At 51.8% G+C, this 18,372-nt stretch carries 18 protein-coding genes and 1 other annotated feature (1 of these 19 running past the window's edge); of the genes, 10 read left to right on the top strand and 8 right to left on the bottom strand.

Annotation, left to right across the window (positions count from 1 at the left end; all coding sequences use genetic code 11):
- Positions 1 to 168, top strand: a binding site (T-box leader) (it extends 29 nt beyond the left edge of the window).
- A 53-nt stretch (positions 169 to 221) separates the two neighbouring features.
- Entirely contained in the window at positions 222 to 1,784 is a 1,563-nt protein-coding gene (locus tag KNP81_RS03550) for an aromatic amino acid hydroxylase (protein ID WP_214718465.1), read from the top strand.
- 40 nt (positions 1,785 to 1,824) lie between these two features.
- Here KNP81_RS03550 and KNP81_RS03545 read toward each other — a convergent pair whose 3' ends face one another.
- Positions 1,825 to 2,814 carry an alpha/beta hydrolase gene (locus KNP81_RS03545; RefSeq protein WP_021068120.1) on the bottom strand — a complete coding sequence of 330 codons (990 nt, stop codon included), beginning with the start codon at positions 2,812 to 2,814 and terminating at the stop codon, positions 1,825 to 1,827.
- Positions 2,815 to 2,849: 35 nt separating this feature from the next.
- The gene (locus KNP81_RS03540) at positions 2,850 to 3,671 is read right to left on the bottom strand and encodes a Cof-type HAD-IIB family hydrolase (RefSeq protein ID WP_214718464.1); all 822 of its coding nucleotides are present in this window, start codon (positions 3,669 to 3,671) and stop codon (positions 2,850 to 2,852) included.
- Between the two features lie 125 nt (positions 3,672 to 3,796).
- Between KNP81_RS03540 and KNP81_RS03535 the strand changes: the two genes are divergently transcribed.
- The 4 genes from KNP81_RS03535 (at position 3,797) to KNP81_RS03520 (ending at position 7,716) form a co-directional block, all read left to right on the top strand.
- The gene (locus KNP81_RS03535; RefSeq protein WP_021068122.1) at positions 3,797 to 4,489 is read left to right on the top strand and encodes a response regulator transcription factor; all 693 of its coding nucleotides are present in this window, start codon (positions 3,797 to 3,799) and stop codon (positions 4,487 to 4,489) included.
- The gene (locus tag KNP81_RS03530; protein ID WP_214718463.1) at positions 4,486 to 5,865 is read left to right on the top strand and encodes a sensor histidine kinase; all 1,380 of its coding nucleotides are present in this window, start codon (positions 4,486 to 4,488) and stop codon (positions 5,863 to 5,865) included. Before KNP81_RS03535 ends, KNP81_RS03530 begins: the two co-directional genes overlap by 4 nt.
- Positions 5,866 to 5,929: 64 nt before the next feature.
- Positions 5,930 to 6,295, top strand: coding sequence for a DUF1499 domain-containing protein (locus KNP81_RS03525; RefSeq protein ID WP_214718462.1), 366 nt, complete (start codon positions 5,930 to 5,932; stop codon positions 6,293 to 6,295).
- The gene (locus tag KNP81_RS03520; protein ID WP_214718461.1) at positions 6,292 to 7,716 is read left to right on the top strand and encodes a dihydrolipoyl dehydrogenase family protein; all 1,425 of its coding nucleotides are present in this window, start codon (positions 6,292 to 6,294) and stop codon (positions 7,714 to 7,716) included. The genes KNP81_RS03525 and KNP81_RS03520 overlap by 4 nt, the downstream gene beginning before the upstream one ends.
- A gap of 33 nt (positions 7,717 to 7,749) precedes the next feature.
- Here KNP81_RS03520 and KNP81_RS03515 read toward each other — a convergent pair whose 3' ends face one another.
- The 3 genes from KNP81_RS03515 to KNP81_RS03505 form a co-directional block, all read right to left on the bottom strand.
- On the bottom strand, positions 7,750 to 8,526 hold the full coding sequence (locus KNP81_RS03515) for a flagellar motor protein MotB (RefSeq protein ID WP_214718460.1): 777 nt from the start codon (positions 8,524 to 8,526) through the stop codon (positions 7,750 to 7,752).
- A complete protein-coding gene (gene motA / locus KNP81_RS03510; protein WP_214718459.1) occupies positions 8,504 to 9,286 on the bottom strand; it encodes a flagellar motor stator protein MotA in 783 nt (260 codons plus the stop codon). Before motA ends, KNP81_RS03515 begins: the two co-directional genes overlap by 23 nt.
- Before the next feature lie 87 nt (positions 9,287 to 9,373).
- Positions 9,374 to 9,625 carry a hypothetical protein gene (locus KNP81_RS03505; protein ID WP_233005246.1) on the bottom strand — a complete coding sequence of 84 codons (252 nt, stop codon included), beginning with the start codon at positions 9,623 to 9,625 and terminating at the stop codon, positions 9,374 to 9,376.
- 141 nt (positions 9,626 to 9,766) lie between these two features.
- On the opposite strand from KNP81_RS03505, the gene KNP81_RS03500 reads away from it, so the two are divergent.
- Positions 9,767 to 11,146 carry a TrkH family potassium uptake protein gene (locus KNP81_RS03500; protein WP_214718457.1) on the top strand — a complete coding sequence of 460 codons (1,380 nt, stop codon included), beginning with the start codon at positions 9,767 to 9,769 and terminating at the stop codon, positions 11,144 to 11,146.
- Positions 11,147 to 11,163: 17 nt separating this feature from the next.
- Here KNP81_RS03500 and KNP81_RS03495 read toward each other — a convergent pair whose 3' ends face one another.
- Positions 11,164 to 12,234 carry an SDR family oxidoreductase gene (locus tag KNP81_RS03495; RefSeq protein ID WP_214718455.1) on the bottom strand — a complete coding sequence of 357 codons (1,071 nt, stop codon included), beginning with the start codon at positions 12,232 to 12,234 and terminating at the stop codon, positions 11,164 to 11,166.
- The gene (locus KNP81_RS03490; RefSeq protein ID WP_214718453.1) at positions 12,231 to 14,405 is read right to left on the bottom strand and encodes a PAS domain-containing sensor histidine kinase; all 2,175 of its coding nucleotides are present in this window, start codon (positions 14,403 to 14,405) and stop codon (positions 12,231 to 12,233) included. The genes KNP81_RS03495 and KNP81_RS03490 overlap by 4 nt, the downstream gene beginning before the upstream one ends.
- A gap of 134 nt (positions 14,406 to 14,539) precedes the next feature.
- Between KNP81_RS03490 and KNP81_RS03485 the strand changes: the two genes are divergently transcribed.
- Both KNP81_RS03485 and KNP81_RS03480 read left to right on the top strand, forming a co-directional pair.
- Positions 14,540 to 15,025 carry a restriction endonuclease gene (locus tag KNP81_RS03485; protein ID WP_251130276.1) on the top strand — a complete coding sequence of 162 codons (486 nt, stop codon included), beginning with the start codon at positions 14,540 to 14,542 and terminating at the stop codon, positions 15,023 to 15,025.
- A 216-nt stretch (positions 15,026 to 15,241) separates the two neighbouring features.
- Positions 15,242 to 15,721, top strand: coding sequence for an LURP-one-related family protein (locus KNP81_RS03480; protein WP_021068133.1), 480 nt, complete (start codon positions 15,242 to 15,244; stop codon positions 15,719 to 15,721).
- A 68-nt stretch (positions 15,722 to 15,789) separates the two neighbouring features.
- On the opposite strand, the gene KNP81_RS03475 is transcribed toward KNP81_RS03480, so the two are convergent.
- Positions 15,790 to 16,413: a DUF1836 domain-containing protein gene (locus KNP81_RS03475; protein ID WP_029596252.1), complete on the bottom strand. Its 624-nt coding sequence runs from the start codon at positions 16,411 to 16,413 to the stop codon at positions 15,790 to 15,792.
- Positions 16,414 to 16,562: 149 nt separating this feature from the next.
- Between KNP81_RS03475 and KNP81_RS03470 the strand changes: the two genes are divergently transcribed.
- Both KNP81_RS03470 and murB read left to right on the top strand, forming a co-directional pair.
- Entirely contained in the window at positions 16,563 to 17,213 is a 651-nt protein-coding gene (locus KNP81_RS03470; protein WP_021068135.1) for a diacylglycerol/polyprenol kinase family protein, read from the top strand.
- Between the two features lie 155 nt (positions 17,214 to 17,368).
- Positions 17,369 to 18,289 (top strand): UDP-N-acetylmuramate dehydrogenase, encoded by a 921-nt coding sequence (gene murB / locus KNP81_RS03465; protein WP_021068136.1) that lies wholly within the window; start codon positions 17,369 to 17,371, stop codon positions 18,287 to 18,289.
- The last annotated feature ends 83 nt before the right edge of the window (positions 18,290 to 18,372 follow it).

Genomic DNA, 18,372 nt, shown 5'->3' with positions numbered 1-18,372 from the left:
ACATCTTCCCTGGCCCAGAGAGCGTGTGGTGCTGTGAACACGCCCATAGGATGAATCGAATTACAGTTCGCGAGCTCTCACTTGTTGAGCGGTCCCCCGTTATCGGAGTAGAGTGACTAGACGTCCGTCTAGTAATCAGGGTGGTACCGCGGCATAGTCGTCCCTATCGAGTGAATCGATAGGGATTTTTTTACGTTCAGTCAACTAAAGGAGGAAACATCATGCTCACACAAATCATTCCACGCCATTTGGCCCCTCATATTTCGCCACAGTTCTACGACGAGTACACGCCGACCGATCATGCTGTCTGGCGCTTCGTATTGCGACTGAACTTGCACACGCTTGAAGGTAAGGCCCATCCGTTTTACATCGAAGGGTTGAAAAAGACGGGGATGGGACCTGAGCGTCTCCCGAACGTCGAACAGATGACCGAAGAGATGCGGTCGGCCGGTTGGTCGACGGTCGCAGTCGATGGTCTCATTCCAGGCGTCGCTTTCTTTGATTTCCAAGGCAACGGGATGTTGCCGGTCGCGACCGATATCCGAAAAGTCGAGAATATTTTGTACAGTCCGGCACCGGATATCATCCACGAGGCGGCCGGCCATGCGCCGATGTTGATGGATCCTGAATTTTCACAGATTGTGAAGCGGTTCGGTCAGCTCGGGGCGAGGTCATTCATGAATCGAGAAGAACATGCCTCGTTTGCAGCACTGAAACGATTGACCGTCGTGAAGGAGAATGCGAACTCGACGGACGAGGAGATTGCGGCAGCCGAAGCGTCTGTTCATGCGGCCAAAGCCCAAGTGACCGGTTTCTCGGAAGCACAACAAGTCGCCCGCATCTTTTGGTGGACGGTCGAGTTTGGTCTCATCGGTGATGTAGACAATCCACTCATCTACGGGGCAGGCCTGTTATCTTCGGTCGGAGAGAGCCGTCACTGTTTGACAGACGCCGTCACGAAGCATCCATTCAATTTGGAGCATGCCCTCGAGACGAAGCAAGACGTGACGAATATGCAACGCGAGTTATTCGTCATTCCAGACTTTGAAGCGTTGAAGGACGCGCTAGACGAACTCGAGTCACGGATGGCGGTCAACCAAGGTGGGATCGCTTCGCTCGAGAAGGCGCTCGCGTCGGGCAGTCAATCGACCATCCGACTGGAAGACGGGACGGATCGCGTCGGTGTGATTCGTCACGTGACACGCTCTGGAGCCCGTGCCCTTATCCAATGGGACGACTGCGTGAACGTCAATCACGGTCAATTGACGAACTTGCATAATCATGGCCTGCTCGTGCTCGATGGACCGCTTCAAGACGTGTTGGCGACAGCGGACATTCGGTTAGACGGTCAAGTCGTCAGCGAGACGACAGAGGCGTTGCATCTCGAAGACGTCGTCATCACCATCGAAGGACGACAGATTAAACTGGAGACACTCGAAGTGAGACAAGATACGCTGCCGTCGATTTTTCCGGGCACCGAGATTGAAGAACTCGTCATCTTGGAGAAGCCGGTCCAGATCGAACGTGACGCCCGAGTATGGACGAACGATGACCCGATGTTCAATCAGGTCCGCAATATGCGGGAGCAAGGCGAGTCGATTGATGAGCTCGTGCCGACGATTCTTGCCGATCATCCCGATGCTTGGTTGCTCCACATCGAATGCTTGGAGCTCGTCGAGTCTGATGCGCTTCGACAAGCGTTGACGGAACGGTTGCACGCGTTACGTGAGACGTCACCGTCGCGGCATGAGTTGATTGGCCGCGCGCTCGCATTGCTCAACTGACAAAAATAATCCCCGCCCAATGATGGGCGGGGATTATTTTTTAACGCGTCGTTTCACGCAAGAACGTGATTAAACGGCGATACGTTGCACTGGCTGCCGGCTTATCCATTTCAAAATGGTAGTCGTGGCCGAGTGTGTGCTCGTTTCGGTCATAAAAGACGCTCGTGACGTCCGCACGACCTGAGAGGATCGTCGCAAATTCTTTCGCTTGCGTCTCGAACGAACCGGTGTTGCCATCGGTGATAAACGTCGGAACGAACGTGGCCGGGATATTGACGAGCGGTGACGCTTCCGCGACGACCGGCAAGTCTTCCCAATTGTACGTTCCGAAGTAAGCCCAACCAATCCGTTTGAACAAGAAGCGGTTGACCGCCTTCGATGACTCGATGATGCTTCGTTTTAAGTCATAAGGACCTGACATGAGAATCGTGCCGAGGATCGACGTTTTCGGAACGACTTGATTCACTTCGGCCGATGGTGCGTAGTCGTCGTTCAATTGAATACCGACGAACTGAGCGACGAGTTGGGCACCGTTCGAATCACCCGCAAAAAAGACGCGGTCGAGGTCGAGACGGAAGCGGTCATTGTTTTCCGCGATATACGTGTATGCTTCTTCAAGCTGCTGGAGCGGGACGGGATACGTAACGTCAGGGGCAAGGGCGTAGTTGACGCTGACGACGTTATAGCCGTTGCTCGCGATTGACGTCGCATATTTGAAGACGTCGGCCTTGTCGCCACCGACGAACGAACCGCCGTGCACCCAAAAGATGGTCGGAACAATTTGTTTCTCGCCTTCATAGCGAATCAAGTCGAACGTCCCGTTCTCATAGGCTGAATGATAGTCGATATCTTTCCGGACCGATGTTTTTTGAACGACTTCATCAAACCCTTTGATGGCCACTTCGTTCCCGCCGGCAAATGAGGTCTTAACGAGACGTGAGGTCGGTTTCGGGGACAAAAATACATAGGCGGCACCGGCGACAGCCGTACCGACCAGTCCAAGTCCTGCTCGTTTCAATCCTTTATTCATCGTAATTCCTCCTTGGTTCAATCCAGTTTGTTCACTTACCGATCGATAAGGACCGTTCCCATGAACGTCTCAATGACGTGGGCAATCCCGTCTTCGTTGTTTGATTTCGTGATGAAGTCGGCTTTGCCTTTGACCGTCGTGTTGGCGTTGCCCATGGCGACTCCGAGGCCGGCCCATTCAATCATCGTGAGGTCATTGTTCCCGTCACCACAAGCGATAACGTGGGCTTGCTCAATTCCGACGTGTTCGGCGAGGAAGGCGAGGCTCGTCCCTTTCGTCACACCCGCTTCAGTGAACTCAAGGAAAAACGGTTTTGAACGCGCGACAGCAAGTTTTCCTTCAAGTTCGACTTGCAGTTTCGTTTCGATTGGAGCGAGCGTGTCGCCGTCACCGAGCATGAGACATTTGACGACAGGCGTCGTGACCGCTTCTTTGAAATCGGCGACATGGATGACCGGCATCCCCGTCAATTCACCTTCGATATCAGTATACGGGTTCGGTTGATCGGTTACGATTTCGTTACCGATGTACGTATGAATCGCGATTTCTTCCCGGACACTGATATCATGGAGATGGGCGACCGTTTCCGGAAGCAACGTACTCGAGAAGATTTCTTCATTCGTCTCACAATTGATGATTGAGGCACCGTTGAATGAGAGAATATAGCTACCATATTTGGCAAGTTCGAGTTCACGGGCGGCATCCCACATCGCGTATGTCGGGCGACCGCTCGCGAGCACGACTTTATGTCCGCGTTCTTGTACATCTAGCAAGGCTGCTTTCGTCTTGGCGGAAATTGTATGGTCGCTCGTGAGGAGCGTATCGTCCATATCTAAAACAATCATCTTGTAACTCATAATGGTAAGGAGTCCTCCTTCAGAATCTAATGACTCCATCCTAATACGATTTGAGGTCAATTGACAACCTTGTCGCAAAAACGTAACTATAATGTAGAGTAGTGAACTTCAGAAGAGGTGGATATATGAATCGAATATTAGTAGCCGAAGATGAGCATGCGATTCGCAGCTTTATCATCGTTAATTTAAAACGAGCCGGATTTGACGTCTTTGAGGCGACGAACGGACGCGAGGCGGTCACAGCGTTCGACCGTGAGCCGTTCGATGTCGTCTTGCTCGACGTGATGATGCCTGAAATGGATGGATTCGAGGCATGCGCCGCCATCCGCGACTTAGATGAGAACGTCGGCATCATCATGCTGACGGCACGCACGCTTGAAGAAGATAAGATTGAAGGGCTCGGCAGAGGGGCGGACGATTATATCGCCAAGCCGTTTAGCCCAGGTGAGCTTGTGGCACGGATTCAAGCACTCCTGCGCCGTGTCGAGAAAGTGAAGCGTAAAGAAAAGAAACGGTTGAAGTCCGGACCGTTCGCCATCGATTTGGCGGCGAAGCAAGTGACGAAGTATGGGCAGGCGATTGATTTGACCCCGACCGAATACGATTTGATTTGTCACCTCGTCCAAAACGAGGAAGTCGTCTTATCGCGTGACGCGCTGTTAGATGCCGTCTGGGGCATCAATTACTTCGGGGACAGAAAGACGGTCGACGTCAACATCCGTCGTCTCCGTCAAAAGATTGAAGACGACCCGAGTCACCCGGCTTATATCGAGACGCTATGGGGGCATGGGTACAAGTGGCGGAGACATGACGGATGAAGCAACAGCTCGTCATTCGAATTATGCTCGTCATGACGTTCGTGCTCGTCTTGCTCGTGAGCGTCCTGTCGTACGGAACGTACCGCTATTACTATGAATATGAATCAGAGGCGCTACTTAGCCATGCGACGACGAGCGCCTATCTGTATCCACAGGCCCAAGTCGGATTCGAGACACCGAGCGCGTTCTCGGTGCTCGTTCGGACGTTCGGCTATCCCGGTACCGATTTGACGATTGTCGACCGGACCGGTCAAATCATCAAAACTACGGGACAGCGGGCGCAACAGGCGGCCTTTTCGACCAAACAGTTGCAAGATCTCGCTCGAGGCGAGTCCGTCGTCCAAGACTACGATGCCGATGGGAATCACTATTTGTCGGTGACGAGTCCAATCATCACGGAAGAGACGAGTGAATTCGCCATCAGCTTCACGCGGCCGCTCGCCGACCTTGACACGTTGATTCGCGAGATTTGGATGGCTGTCGTCATGATTGGCATCTTGATTTGGCTGGTCGCGCTCTATGCTGTCATTCGGATTGCAGACCGCTTCGTGCGACCGATTCGAGACATCATTGAGACGGCCGATGAGATGGCACAAGGTGATTTCGATGTTGAAGTCTATTCCAATGAAAAACATGAGCTCGGGGCACTGGCCCGGACGCTCACATATTTAGGTGCGAAAGTCCAGCAGCACCAGTCGACGCGGAATGAATTTCTATCCAACGTGTCGCACGAATTGCGGACACCGCTCACTTCGATTAAAGGGTGGACGGAGACGATTCGAGGCGGGGACGAGAAAGTGTCGGACGAGACTGAGCTCGGTTTGAGCATAATCCATTCGGAGACGGAGCGGATGATCGGGCTCGTCGAGCAGCTGCTCGATTACACGAAGATTGAAGAGAGCCGGCTCGTCTTGTATCGGCAAGAACTTGATCTCGTGTCGTTGTTACGGAAAGTGACGATTCAATTGAAACAGTCGCTCGAAGACAAACAGATTACGCTCATTGAGCGATATCCGCAAAAGTCGATCGGACTGTTCGATGAGAACCGGCTGAAGCAAGTATTTTTAAACTTGCTCGAGAACGCCATCCGCTTCTCGCCAGAAGGTGGGACGTTGACGATACGGTTCGTGCAATCGGAGCGAGTCGCGTTCATCTCAATTATTGACGAGGGACCTGGTATTTCACGGGAACACTTGCAGCGCATCACTGAAATGTTCTATCAGGCGCAAGTGACGAAAGGGAGCAGCGGGCTCGGCTTGGCGATTGCTAAGGAGCTAATCGAGGCGCACGAAGGAAAGCTCGTTATCGAAAGTGAGATCGGTCATGGGACGACGGTGACCGTTCTCTTGCCGCTTGACCCGAGCGAACTGCATTAAAAGGGTTAAACCTTCCGAATTCAGGATACATGTAATTGTATGTAGAATGAGGGAGGTTTTTTTCATGGCAACGAAATCATTGAAGCCATTGTCAGGTAGTCCGAACGCCGTCTCGACCGAAACGACAATCGAAGCGCTACGCATGGAGCCGCTCCCATACGGGCGAGACCGCGCCGAGAGCATCGAGACAATCAAGATGGTGATGGGGCAACTGCCTCGGACCGAGCTCGTCAAGGAGACGGATGACACGCTCCATTATGTCGTGACAACGAAATTGATGCGCTTTAAGGATGACGTCGAATTCCGATTCGACGATGAGACAAGACAAATTGAATTCCGCTCGGCATCACGACTCGGTCACTCTGACTTTGGGGTGAACCGGAAACGGATGCAAGACGTGAGTGAACGCTATCGGAGGTTGATGAGATGAAGGATTATCAATTGATTGTGATTGGTGGGGGTGCGGCCGGAATGACGGTCGCGGCCGGTGCCGCAAATTTAGGGGCGAAAGTCGCTTTGGTCGAGAAGAAAAAACACCTTGGTGGAGACTGTCTTCACGTTGGGTGTGTCCCATCGAAAGCACTGATCGCCGCCTCGAAAGAAGCGAGCAGCATGATGCAAGCTGCCCGAGTGCTCGGAGCCGAGTTTGACGGCCGCGACCATTACCAGACGACGAAAGCACGCGTCGACCGTGCCCGTGCCATCATTCAAGACCATGACGGGACGGAACGTTTCGAAAAACTTGGGGTCGACGTATATATCGGCGAGGCCTCGTTCCAAAGCCCATACGAACTCAAAGTCGGTGACGATTTACTGATTGGGAAGAAATTCGTCATCGCGACCGGCTCGCAACCGACAATACCGCCGATTGACGGCTTGGACGACGTGCCATACTTAACGAATGAGCAAGTGTTTGAAGAAGAGACATTGCCGGAGAGCATCATCGTCATCGGGGCCGGGACGATCGGTCTCGAACTCGCCCAGTCGTTCGCTCGTCTCGGTAGCCAAGTGACCGTGCTCGAGGCACAGGATACGTTTTTACCGCGAGAAGACGAGTCGGTGAGCAAGTTGCTCCGTTCGCAGCTCGAGATGGCGATGCGCCTTAAAATCGGCATCAACATCAATCAAGTCTCGGAAGTCGACGGACGCGTTCACGTCACCGGCGAAATCGATGGCGAAACGGTCACGTACGAGGCGGACAAGCTGCTCGTGGCGACAGGCCGGAAACCGAGAATCGATGAGCTTCGACTCGACCGGGCTCACGTCCACGTCAAAGACGGATTTGTCGACGTTACGTCGACGTACCGCACATCGCAACCTCATATATTCGCAATTGGCGATACAATCAAGACGTTACCGTTCACACACGCAGCTGGCGAGGAAGGAAAAGCGGTCGTGGCCAACGCCTTGTTCGGACTTTGGAACAAGGTCGACTACACGAAGATGCCGTGGATCACGTTCACGGAACCGGAAGTGTTCCACGTCGGCATGACCGAAGCTGAGGCACGGGAGCGCCATGGTGACGACGTCGAGGTGTTTGAAGCGAAACTGTCTGAGGTCGACCGCTTCGTCGCCGACCGACAAGAGACAGGTTTCGTCAAAATCATCACGCGCAAGAACGGCAAAATCATCGGCGGTCACGCCATCGGTATGACGGCCGGGGATTGGATGCAAATCGTCGTCTATGCGATGCAACGAGGCGATAAAATCGGCAAGCTGTCCCGCATGATTTATCCGTACCCGTCGCGAAGCGAGGCCGTGAAAAAAGTGGCCGACCTTTACTGGCGGAAACGCTTGTTCAACAGCCCGCTCACGGATTTGTCACGTAAGTATTTCGAATGGACTCGATAATAAAAAATCCCACTCTCAACAGAGTGGGATTTTTTATGGCAAGACGATCGTTTCGAGCATCTTCGGTGAGCCTTCTGATAAATCGACGAGTGGTTTAATCAACACTTCGACCCGGCGGTTTTTCGAGCGCCCTGCTTCGGTGTCGTTCGTCGCAATCGGTTTGTATTCTCCGTAGCTAGCGAGCGTGAACTGGCTAGGGTTCAAAGCATCGTTTGTCAACAGGCCGCGCATGAAAGCCGTGGCCCGGGCTGAACTGAGTTCCCAGTTCGACGGGAACCGGGCCGTGTTGATCGGGATGTTATCGGTGTGACCCGATATGACAATCTCACGGTTACCGGCTTTTTCCAGGATACCGCTAATCGAGCCGGCCACCGTTCTAGCCTCGGCGTCAAGCGTCGCTTCCCCCATACTGAACAAGGCTCGGTCTTGAATCGTCAAAACGAGACCGCTCGAGTTGATGGTCGCTTCAATCTCTTGTTCGAGCCCGTTCTTTTTGATGTATTGATTGACCTCTTCTTTTAACTCATCCAGTTTGGCGAGCTCATATGTCCGAGGATTCGCTGTCGTATCTGTCTTGTTCGTACGGCTGATGTCACTGTTCGAGGCGGTTGACGCTTGGAACACGCTCGTCCCGCCAGAGAACACTTGGTTAAAGGATTGAGACATTTTCTCGAGCTTCGTCTGGTCGATGTTACTCGAGGCGAACAAGACGATGAATAGGGCGAGTAAGAGCGTCAATAAATCGGCGTAAGGGATTAACCAACCTTCCGGGATATGTTCCTCATGATCATGCTTCTTTTTGCGTTTCATAGTCGGCTCGCTCCTTTGGAGACAAATACACAGACAATTTATCTTCTAACGTCTTCGGAGACTCCCCACTTTGAATCGAGAGAATTCCTTCAATCATCATCTCTTTGATGATGACCTCGCTCTTCGAATACTGCTTTAATTTATTGGCGAACGGGAACCAGAGGACGTATCCTGTGAAAATCCCGAACAACGTCGCGACGAACGCGGCTGAAATCGCGTGACCGAGCTTTTCGATATCAGACAAATCTTTTAGGGCCGCAATCAAACCGATAACGGCTCCAAGAACGCCGAGTGTCGGCGCGTACGTGCCGGCTTGGGTAAAGATGTCCGAGTTCGCTTTATGGCGTTGCTCCATGTTCTCGATATCGCGCGACATGACCTCGGCGATATATTCGGATGGTTGGCCGTCGATGACCATCATCATCCCTTGTTTCAAGAACGGCTCTTCAACTTGTTCGAGCGCTGTCTCGAGCGACAGGAGTCCTTCTTTACGCGCTTGCGTCGACAAGTCGACGAACTGTGTCAAAAGCCCGGATTTACTTGGTAACTCCTGCTTTTTGAAGAGAATTCCGAACAACTTCGGTACGTTTTGCAGCTGTTCTTTGGAAACGGCGATACTGACCGCGGCCGCTGTCCCGACAAAAATAATGACGAGTGCTGCCGGGTTGATGAGCGGGGCAATCCCGGCTCCTTTCAATACCATCCCTCCGACGAGGGTGAGGAACCCAAGTATGAGTCCTACTAACGTGACGACATCCATGTCTATGTTTTCCACCTTTCTAAAAAAAATCAGGAGACAAAAAAAGCGAGAGACTTAACTCGTCTCCCGCAAATGCGTTCCCGATGGTTAAGCGCCGTTTTCGTCAATCAGCATTTGGATGCTGATATTTCGTTCTTCACGCTCTATATCGGTTAACACGTCGTATTTTTTTAATAATGCGTACAATTGATTCACAACTTCTTGATCAAGTGACCAATGTAGCAGTTCTTCGAGCTGGAAATAAAGATGGGCGGGCATGCATTGTGACTGACGCTCCAACCTTCGCGAGACATCCGTTAGCGAATGATCTACCGTACTAGGGTCCACGGTTTCATTCAACCTCCTCAACATTCATAAAGTCTATCTCTCATATTACCAAAAAATCTGGCAAACAGTTAGCGATACATTTTTCTAGTTGGCAATTTTATAAGTGAGGAGTAGTATGAGCCTTAGAAAACTTGATTTGAAGGAGATAGCGAGATGCGACATCGATTGACCGTACGGGAATTGCGCATAAAACGAATTGAGGCGCTTTACCGGCTCGTGTTTGAAAAGCCGGCCCGTTTTATCGCGACAGGCTTTTTGCTCGCCATTTTTTTAGGGGCGACGTTACTCTATATGCCGTTCGCACAGACACAGCCCGTGTCCTGGATTGATTGTCTGTTTATCGCGACGTCGGCCGGAACGGTGACCGGATTATCGACAATTGATATTGGGACTTCCTTTAATACGTTCGGTGAGCTCGTCATCGTCGCCTTGATTCAAATCGGCGGTTTAGGTTTTATGACGGTCGCGCTCATGCTGCTTAGTGTGCTCGGAAAGAAAATCGGTTTAAAGCAGCGCATCTTGCTCCAAGAATCACTCAACTTGTCGGGTCCCGGCGGCACGGTCCGTCTCGTCCGCAACATCGTCTTCACGACGCTCATCGTCCAGTTTCTCGGCATGTTGTTTTTAACGGTCGAACTGTACAGCACCGGTGAGTATCGCTTTGGTGAGGCGCTGTATTATGGCTTTTTCCACGCGGTCTCAGCGTTTAACAACGCCGGGTTCGCCCTATGGCCGGACAATTTGATGCAGTTCGAGCAGAATACGGCCATTGTGATCACGATTGCTGTGCTGCTCATGATTGGGGGTCTCGGCTTCACGACCATCGCGGATGCGACCGAGGTGAAGCGTTGGAAGCGCCTCGCCCTCCATTCGAAAATCATGATTGCCTCGCTTGCCATCGTCAACGGGATTGCCTGGTTCTCGCTCATGTTGTTTGAGTGGGTATCGAATGAGGGCGGACTGTATGGCCGTCCGTTCGGAGAAGCGATGCACGTCACCTTCTTCCAGGCTGTGACGACACGGACCGCAGGCTTCAATACAATCGACCTCACGACGATGGCGCCGATCTCAATCGGGGTCGTCTTGATTCTCATGTATATCGGTGCTGGAGCCGCTTCCACTGGGTCTGGGATTAAAGTGACGACCGTAGTTGTCATCTTGGCCGATATGTGGGCGTTCATCGTCGGGAAAAAAGAGACGGTCATCCTCGAGCGGACGATTGACGCGTTCCAAATTAAAAAAGCGTACATCGTGGCTATTACGAGTTTCTTCTTCATCTTATTGATTACCGCACTGACTATCTTGACGAACGGTCATATTCCGGCGACAGCACTCTTGTTCGAGACAGTCTCGGCCTTCGGGACGGTCGGGTTATCACTCGGGATCACGGCGGAACTGAACGATGCAGGTAAGAGTTTTATCATGTTCATGATGTTACTCGGTCGTGTCGGTTCGTTGACGATCCTCTTCACGGTCGCACGCCAGATGGACCGGAAGATTCGCTATCCAAAAGAGAAGTTGCTAATCGGATGACACAAAAAAAGCCCTAATTAGGGCTTTTTTTGTGTCTCGTAATAGGCAACGACTTTTGGCAGATAGTCCTTTAAATCCGGACAGACGATATCAGTGCCGCTGAGTGCGCGGAGCGTCTGTGTCGTATCGAAATGGACTTGATGCTTAAAGTAGGCGAGTAGCTCACGCGGAACGCCGTAACGTTCCGACAGATGTAGCGCCGAGAATCCGGTCTCCGCGACCGCATGCGGAATGGTCCCGCGTGGAGGGCGACCGAACATCTCTTCGTGAATCATACGGTACACTTCGCGGGCCCCGTGTGGAAACGGGTCGGTCAAATGAAACGTCCGCTTCAAACCGACCGGAGCGTGAGCGAGATAAGTGGTCGCCTCGACGACGTAATCATAAGGAACGAGGTTTACTTCGATATTCTGTCGTCCAATGTAAGGCAGCGGGGCAGCTTGACGAAGTTGGTCCATTAACTTTAAGACGAAATAGACCCCGTCAAACTTCTTCGTCTCGCCGGTCTCGCTATGGCCAATGACGATGCCCGGACGGATGATGGTCACCGGCATCGAGCCGAGCTCGCGCGAGACGATGGCCTCGGCCTCATACTTCGTCGCCTCGTAATGGTTTTTAAAACGAACGCGGTGCCATAACTCGTTCTCATAAACGGTCCCTTGACGGCGTCCAGACACATAGGCGGTGCTGAAGTAGACGTACCGCTTTAAATAGGGTGCCCGTTTCGCCAATGAGGTGATGTGTTTCGTCCCGAGCAAGTTGATGCGATATCCGACATCATAAGGGATGCTCAAATCGTAAGCGGCTGCCAAATGGAACACGTAATTCACTTCACGCTCGATGACGGAGCGCATGATTGGATCAAGCACGACTTCAGGTAGCGTGATATCGGCCTCGACGAGCACGAGCTGATCATCTCGTAACGACGTCGCTTCCAACAGCTCCTGTTTTAAAGCATGTGCGCCGGAACGTTCGGTCGGGAGGTGGAGTGCGTAAATCGTCCCAATCTGATTCGGCAATGACGCGAGGTGCGTGATCATCTTTCCGGCTAAAAAGCCGGGGAAACCGGTGAAAGCGTAATGGTTCATAGTGTCTCCTCCGCTAAGTCCAACGTGAACGTGAATGTCGAGCCAACGCCAACGCTCGATTCGACCTCGATACTTCCGCCGTGCGATTCGATGATTTCCTTACAGATGGATAGCCCGAGACCCGTCCCGCCGATTTGGCGTGTATCCGAGTTGTCGACGCGATAAAACTTCTTGAACAGCTCTTCGAACGCATGCTCCGGAATCCCGATGCCAAAGTCTTGAATCGAGACGTGGGCTTGATTTCGTTCTTTGCGCACCCGCACCTCGATTTCGTGATGGTTCGGCGAATATTTGATGGCGTTCGATAGCAGGTTGATGATGACCTGCTCGATGCGGTCCTGATCGGCGATGAGGTGGAGCACTTCATCGGCGTCATCAAAATGGATCGAATGGTTGCTCGTCTCGCGGAAGCGTTCGACGACGTCACGGACGAGTTCGTTCAAGACGAAATGGTCTTTCTTATACTCTTGATTGCCGTCTTCCATGCGCTGAATGTCGAGAAAGGCGTTCAACAGGTCGGTCAAACGCTTCGCTTCTTTCGCCATCGTCTTTAAGTAACGCTCGCGTTTCTCGGGATTCAAGTCGCGGCTAAGCATCAGCTCGATATATCCCGACAGCGACGAGAGCGGGGTGCGAAGTTCGTGTGAGACGGTGCTGACCAGTTCGTTTTTGATTTGGTCCATCCGCTCTTCCTCGGTCCGGTTGCGGAACACGAATAAGAAGCCGCTGTCCATTCCGATTTGGCGTTTTGTATCCATACCGGTCCCGTACATCTCGTAATACTGTTCATCCCGGTCGTTCGGTTGCGGGATGGAGAAACGCATCGACACTTCGCGGGCCGACCCGTCGAGTAATAAGTCGATTTTTTTCAACATCTCAGTGCGGTCGCGCGTACGGAACGTCGACAGGAGCGGAATCCGCTCTTGCATCTTGTTCGGGGCGATTCCTGGCAAATCGAGCAGGCGACGGGCGTGCACGTTCATGAACAGGACGCTTCCGTTCGATTCGGTCAAGACGAACGCTTCATTGGAGGCCTGTAAAATCGATTGGATGATATCTCGTTGCCGGGCGATGGCATTCTTCTCCCGCTCGAGCATCCGCTCGACTTTCTTCCGATCGCTAATGTCGCGCATGACGGCGACCCGGAGCGTCTGGCCTTGGAACGTCACTTCTTTCGGATACACTTCCATCTCGAGAAACGTCCCGTCCTCACGACGGCCGATGACCTCGTAAGGTGTCTGGATATGGTTCCGGATCCGGCGCAACACGTCGGCCCGATAGCCTTCAGCGATAAATTCAATCGTTTGGCGACCGACCATCTGTTCGGCCGGAATTCGGAAAATCGATTCGGCCGCCTTGTTCGCGTCTAAGATGGTCCCACCTTCGTGAAACAGCACGGCTTCGATAACTGATTCGGCGAACATGCGATACCGTTGTTCTTTGTGTAGCAATTCGCCTTTCAAGGCGATTTCGGGACTGACATCGAACACGAAAAAGAAGAAGCCGATGACGCGAGCTTGTTCGTACACCGGATGCATGAACAGCTTTCCAACGAAATGGGTCCGGTCTTTTCGTTGGAACTTCCATTCACGGTCGCCGCGGTCTAACGCCACACGCAGCATCTGTTCGAATGACAACAACCGCTCTGTCTCGTCTTGATAATGGGTCCGTTTCTCGCTCAGCTCGCGCGACTCGAATAGACCGAACGGGGTCATTTCGTAAAGTACTTCATGCGGCTCGTAACCGAACAGCTCGGTCGCCCCTTTATTGAAGCGATTGATTAACAGATTTGCATCGGTCATAACCATCGCCATGTCGAGTTCGGTGTGCATCATCGCTTCGAACGCGTTATGTTGGACCGTCACGCGCGTATCGAGCGGGAGAGGTTCAATCGATAAGATATAGACGTCACCGTTCGGGATAGCGTGGATGCGGATTGTCGGCATCTCGTACGTCCAAGGCAAGCCTTGCTCCATTCGTCTCGATAGCTCCATCGTAATCGGTGATTGGTTGACCATATGAAAGATGTTTGTTCTCGTTTGTAAGTCTTCAGGGAATTGCTCTAAAAATGGCCGGTTCGCTTGGACGATTGTCCCGTCCGTCATGATTAAGGCTACACCGTAAGGCAAGGCGAGCAGCAATTCGTTTTGGAGATGTCCTCGGTTCTCCATTAACGATGATCCCTCCTTCTGTATGTCACACGGGTACATCTTCAATACATTCGACAGCTCCCCCTTTGTTTTCCTGCCTCCAAACGGTAAAGTGAAGACAAGAACAGATAGAGAGGACGATAGATGTGAAGGGAATGGGGCTCAGCTTGTTGATCGCCATCGGATTATGGTGGAGAGATGCGCCGATATGGAGTATCGTCGCGTGTTTAGGAATCGGCCTGCTCTGGCTCATCTGGCGCATGCGTCTGTCGACGATTCACCGCATCGATCGGATGGACGGTCGTGAATTTGAATTGTTTTTAGAAGAAGTGTTCACCGCACTCGGTTACACGGTGACGGTGACGCCGGCGTCGCGTGACTTTGGGGCGGACCTGCTCCTTGAAGCGGAGGACGGATGGTCAATCGCGGTCCAAGCGAAACGTTATGAAAAAGCGGTCGGGCTTGAGGCAGTCCAACAAGTCGCAGCCTCCGTTCCATACTATGGGGTGAACGAAGGTTGGGTCGTGACGAACTCCTCTTATACCGATAGTGCATACGAATTGGCGGAGCCAAATCAAGTTCGTTTGATTGCAAGAACGGAGCTCGAAGAGATGTTGAAACAGGCCGGTTTCAAGCGATAATATCAGGCGTGTTCACAAGTTTGACAGAATGGCGGATTGTGTCGAAGAAAAAGGGGTTGTCTTTTTCACGAATAGGTGCAATAATCATCTTCGTCATATGAAATATGTAGTCGCTGAAACGAGAAAACGCGACGCACAGTACCAATTTGGGGTTTCATAGAAATACCAACCAAACACACACAAATCAACGGTTGGAACGTATTAGGAGGAAGAGCGGTGCGCAAATTAATTTATGTAAAAGGTTGCGTCTTTACGCAAGGCGAAGCGACCATTTATGACGAGACAAATGATGCGATCGGATCTGTTCACCGCGACGCGGAGGGCAGTGTTCAAGTGCACAACTTGTCAGGCCGTCAAATCGCTCACGGGAAGTATATCCCGAACTGTCAGAAGTGGGTCGTCATGAACCACGACGGACAAGCGATCGGTCAGTTGAAGGACAAATTCTCATTATTCGGGAAAAAGTGTGAGTACAACGTCTACGAACGCGGTCTCTATACGATTCAATACGATGTCGAGCGTTACAAGTTCAGCGTTCGAGACAAAGCAGGTAAGCTTGTGGCGGAACTCCGCAAACAAGACGATGATTGCTTCTGCCTGACGAAAGAGGCCGACCAACTCTCGATGTTCGAGTTGTTGTCTGTCCTTAAAACGTTGACAGTCAAATCACGGATGCCAATCGCGGTATCGGTGTAACCAATATGACGAACACCAGTCACTGCGACTGGTGTTTTTTTCTAAAAAAAAGCCTCATTCGACGAAAATCAAATGAAGCGGTTCAAATAGTGTTTTGCCTCGATCTCGAGTGTCGTCACGCGATGGGCGTATAGACAGAGTTTGAGGACGTGCAAGATGTTCGGGTGGGTGACCCCCATCTTTTCAATCGAGCGCTTCGCACGCGTGTCGAGGAGCTCGATCGGGCTCGTCGACTTGGCGTACTCGGCATAGAGACGATAAAAGTCAATGGGCGAGATGAGGTCGTCCTCGTCGCGGTCAGGATTGTTGAAGATGAGTGCGAGGAGAGAACTCGTCTCTTCAAGTGAGAACAAGTGCTTCAAATCATCCAGCAAATAAATGATAGCCGCTTGTTGGAGCGAGTATTTCTTTCCGACCCGGGGGACCCCGATGATTTTGCGGACTTCTCGCTTCGTCCAGTTTTGAATCGTGGTCGCGGATAAATGCTCTCCGGTCAACGTGTTCGCCAAAGCGACGATTTGATTGATTGACAGTCCGTTCTTTTCAATATGAAACAAGTGGATTTTGCGAAGCTCTTTCGGGAAATGTTCGCGCACGTCCTCGGGAAAGAGCGAGATGGCCCGGTCAACGTCGCCAACCCGCATATAGTGAAGGCAATCAGCCAAAGTTTGAATCGAAATTGCGTCGCGCATACAGGCATCCTTTCTATAGCCGCCTTCGTTCGTTGGCTATACAGTCATTTGACCTCATTCTACCAAATGTTTGAAAAGGAAGCTAGGCTATCGCTCGATTAAGGTATAATGAAAACGTACAAAAAAATGTAGATAAAGGTGGTTCATCGATGAATGAATGGGTCAGTTCCATCCTGTCCATCGTCATTGTCCTGGTGTTTCTCGTCGGTCTTGAACAGATTGGCAAACGCCTCGGTTGGACGGATGAGACAATTCGTAAAAGTGTACATATCGCGGTCGGCCATTGGTCGCTGCTTGCAGTTTGGTTAATGGAAACTTGGTACGTCGCCGCCGTGCCGCTCGTCTTTTTCACGTTCGCGAACGCGTTCCTTCTTTATAAGAGTCCGTCACCGGTTCATCAGACGGAACGTAAATCGCTCGGCACCGTCTATTATCCGATCGCCTTGCTTGTCATCCTGTTCTTCTTCTTTGAATCAGAGCCGCTCGCCTTTTTGGCAGGATCGCTCGTCTTGGCTTGGGGCGATGGCCTGGCCGCGCTCATTGGTCGGAAGTACGGGACAGTGACCTATGATTTATACGGACAGAAGCGCTCGTTCCAAGGTAGCATGGCCATGTTCCTCAGCTCGTATGCCGTCCTCTTTTTATTATTTTTGTGGGATGATATTCCACTTTGGCAAGTGGTAACATATGGATTCATTATTTCAATCGTTGCCACACTCACAGAAGCAATTTCGTATCGAGATTGGGATAACTTTACAATTCCTATCGTCGTGGCCGTTGCTACATCATTATTGTTATAAATCAATTCCTTCATTGTAAAGAAAACGTTGCTTGTCACCCCTGTCAAAGATTTGTATACTGTGTTTCGTACTGAAATCATTCAGTGACGTGCCTGCCTCTCTCTTGACGAACCGAGGCATGCTTTAAAATTGAACGTAAAGGATTGAGGCAACGCATGAGCTTTTTAAATCAACTACTCACTATCATTCCGGCCGATCGCGTGAAGCAAGATGAGCCGCTGTCGGCACACACGTATACAAAATTAGGTGGGCAGGCCGATTATTTCGTGGCCCCGCACACGTATGAAGAAGTTCAAGCCGTGCTTGAGCTCGCCCATCGCGAGAGCGTCCCATTCATGATTCTCGGGTTCGGGTCGAACTTGATTGTCCGTGACGGAGGCCTTCGTGGCATCGTCTTAAACTTGAACGAACTGAAAACGATTCGTCGAGACGGGAATCAACTGATCGCCCAAGCCGGTGCGGCCATCATCGACGTCTCACGTCAAGCGTTGACCGAAGAGTTATCTGGCTTAGAATTCGCCTGTGGCATCCCGGGAACGGTCGGTGGCGCGGTGTATATGAACGCAGGCGCCTACGGTGGAGAAACGAAAGACGTCATCACGAGTGCGGTCGTGTTGTCGCCTGAAGGGCAGCTCATGACACTTACGAAAGACGAGCTCGATCTCGACTACCGGACGAGCCGGATTTCGAAAGACGGGTTGATTGTGCTCGAAGCGACGTTTGAACTCGAGCCGCTCGGCTATGAAGCGATCAAAGACGTCATGGACGACTTGACGTACAAGCGCGAGTCGAAGCAACCGCTCGAGTATCCATCATGCGGTAGCGTCTTCAAACGACCACCGGGCTACTTCGCCGGCAAATTGATTCAAGACTGTGGCCTGCAAGGGAAGCGGATCGGTGGAGCGGAAGTCTCACTCAAACATGCCGGATTCATCGTCAATATCGATGAAGCGACAGCGACTGAGTACATCTCGCTCATCCGTCACGTCCAGGCGACGGTAAAGGAGAAGTTCGAGATTGAGCTTGAACCAGAAGTGAAAATCATCGGTGAGGACATCGCCGTCGAGAACGCATAAGCATGAAAACGCTCGAACCGATTGGTTCGAGCGTTTTTGAATGGGACGAGGAAAACAAAAAAGCCGCCAGCAACAATGCCGAC

The organism is Exiguobacterium sp. s149 (assembly GCF_018618395.1).
Lineage (GTDB): Bacteria > Bacillota > Bacilli > Exiguobacteriales > Exiguobacteriaceae > Exiguobacterium > Exiguobacterium chiriqhucha.
This window is presented reverse-complemented; position numbering and strand designations above follow the sequence as displayed.

What these genes read in the sequence shown, in the direction of transcription:
- KNP81_RS03550 (WP_214718465.1), top strand. Translation starts at nt 222, where the DNA reads ATGCTCACACAAATCATTCCACGCCATTTGGCCCCTCATATTTCGCCA.
- KNP81_RS03545 (WP_021068120.1), bottom strand. Translation starts at nt 2,814, where the DNA reads ATGAATAAAGGATTGAAACGAGCAGGACTTGGACTGGTCGGTACGGCT.
- KNP81_RS03540 (WP_214718464.1), bottom strand. Translation starts at nt 3,671, where the DNA reads ATGAGTTACAAGATGATTGTTTTAGATATGGACGATACGCTCCTCACG.
- KNP81_RS03535 (WP_021068122.1), top strand. Translation starts at nt 3,797, where the DNA reads ATGAATCGAATATTAGTAGCCGAAGATGAGCATGCGATTCGCAGCTTT.
- KNP81_RS03530 (WP_214718463.1), top strand. Translation starts at nt 4,486, where the DNA reads ATGAAGCAACAGCTCGTCATTCGAATTATGCTCGTCATGACGTTCGTG.
- KNP81_RS03525 (WP_214718462.1), top strand. Translation starts at nt 5,930, where the DNA reads ATGGCAACGAAATCATTGAAGCCATTGTCAGGTAGTCCGAACGCCGTC.
- KNP81_RS03520 (WP_214718461.1), top strand. Translation starts at nt 6,292, where the DNA reads ATGAAGGATTATCAATTGATTGTGATTGGTGGGGGTGCGGCCGGAATG.
- KNP81_RS03515 (WP_214718460.1), bottom strand. Translation starts at nt 8,526, where the DNA reads ATGAAACGCAAAAAGAAGCATGATCATGAGGAACATATCCCGGAAGGT.
- motA (WP_214718459.1), bottom strand. Translation starts at nt 9,286, where the DNA reads ATGGATGTCGTCACGTTAGTAGGACTCATACTTGGGTTCCTCACCCTC.
- KNP81_RS03500 (WP_214718457.1), top strand. Translation starts at nt 9,767, where the DNA reads ATGCGACATCGATTGACCGTACGGGAATTGCGCATAAAACGAATTGAG.
- KNP81_RS03495 (WP_214718455.1), bottom strand. Translation starts at nt 12,234, where the DNA reads ATGAACCATTACGCTTTCACCGGTTTCCCCGGCTTTTTAGCCGGAAAG.
- KNP81_RS03490 (WP_214718453.1), bottom strand. Translation starts at nt 14,405, where the DNA reads ATGGAGAACCGAGGACATCTCCAAAACGAATTGCTGCTCGCCTTGCCT.
- KNP81_RS03485 (WP_251130276.1), top strand. Translation starts at nt 14,540, where the DNA reads ATGGGGCTCAGCTTGTTGATCGCCATCGGATTATGGTGGAGAGATGCG.
- KNP81_RS03475 (WP_029596252.1), bottom strand. Translation starts at nt 16,413, where the DNA reads ATGCGCGACGCAATTTCGATTCAAACTTTGGCTGATTGCCTTCACTAT.
- KNP81_RS03470 (WP_021068135.1), top strand. Translation starts at nt 16,563, where the DNA reads ATGAATGAATGGGTCAGTTCCATCCTGTCCATCGTCATTGTCCTGGTG.
- murB (WP_021068136.1), top strand. Translation starts at nt 17,369, where the DNA reads ATGAGCTTTTTAAATCAACTACTCACTATCATTCCGGCCGATCGCGTG.